The sequence below is a fragment of the Acidithiobacillus concretivorus genome (assembly GCF_018853445.1).
GTDB classification, from domain to species: domain Bacteria; phylum Pseudomonadota; class Gammaproteobacteria; order Acidithiobacillales; family Acidithiobacillaceae; genus Acidithiobacillus; species Acidithiobacillus concretivorus.
This window is the reverse complement of the sequence record NZ_JABELD010000169.1, coordinates 1-851: the sequence shown is the minus strand read 5'-3', so window position 1 is coordinate 851 and position 851 is coordinate 1. Positions and strand designations below refer to the sequence as shown.

At 57.5% G+C, this 851-nt stretch carries 1 protein-coding gene; it reads right to left on the bottom strand.

The features are described from left to right. On the bottom strand, positions 1-850 hold an 850-nt coding region (locus HJG40_RS14535; RefSeq protein WP_226857489.1), incomplete at its 3' end, for a histidine kinase dimerization/phospho-acceptor domain-containing protein. Position 851: the final 1 nt, after the last annotated feature.

Sequence of the window (851 nt, the reverse complement as noted above, 5' to 3'; positions counted from 1 at the left end):
GTCCATAACGTTCCCTGGCAATTCCCTGCATTTCCTCCAGCCAGTCCCGCACGTTGACGACAACAGCTTTTTCCTGATCCCCGCTGCGGACGAGAGTCAGGAACTTGTCGATGGTTTCGTCCATCTCGTTAACATCCACACACATGGCGGATTTTTGTTCCAGAAAATCTGAATCGGGCAGGTGCAGGGTCAAAAGCAATCGGGACAGCGGCGTCCGAAGCTCGTGGGAAATGCCCGTGAGCAGCAGGGTGCGCTCTTCGTGAAGGCGATGCAGATCATTGGCCATACCCGTAATGGCCTGAGTCAGGTGCTGTACTTCCAGGGGACCACCGATGGGCTGCAGGGTGTCGGGGGTGTCACCCAGGCCAATGCGTGGAGCTTCAGCGGCCAGGCGGGCCAGGGGCCGATTAATCTGGCGGACAATCAGCCAGGCTCCCAGCAAAGTCACCAACGCAATGACTCCGAGGCGCATGAACATGAATCCCTGCCCACCAAAGTTCATGGGAGATACCGGCATACCCAGCCAGGGCTGGTGAGGACCGCCGCGTATCCACATCCAGGTTGTAGTACCCTCATCCAAGCCTACGCGGAGTCTGGCCCCAGGTACCTGCTGCTGGACATAGTGAGCGGTTTTATCCATGAAATACTTATCTGGAATTTTGCCCGGGCTGGCACTGGCCGGTCGCCATTGCAGGTTTCCGTTGGGGGCATATTGTGCCCCGCTACTGATCAGGGCGTGGTCGGTTTGCAGCAGAAACTCGGCAAATCGTTCGGCGGCTGGATTCATCACATACTGATGAAAAAGGACGTAAACAGCGGCTTGGGTGCCAAGCAGCAGCAGACCGAGCAGC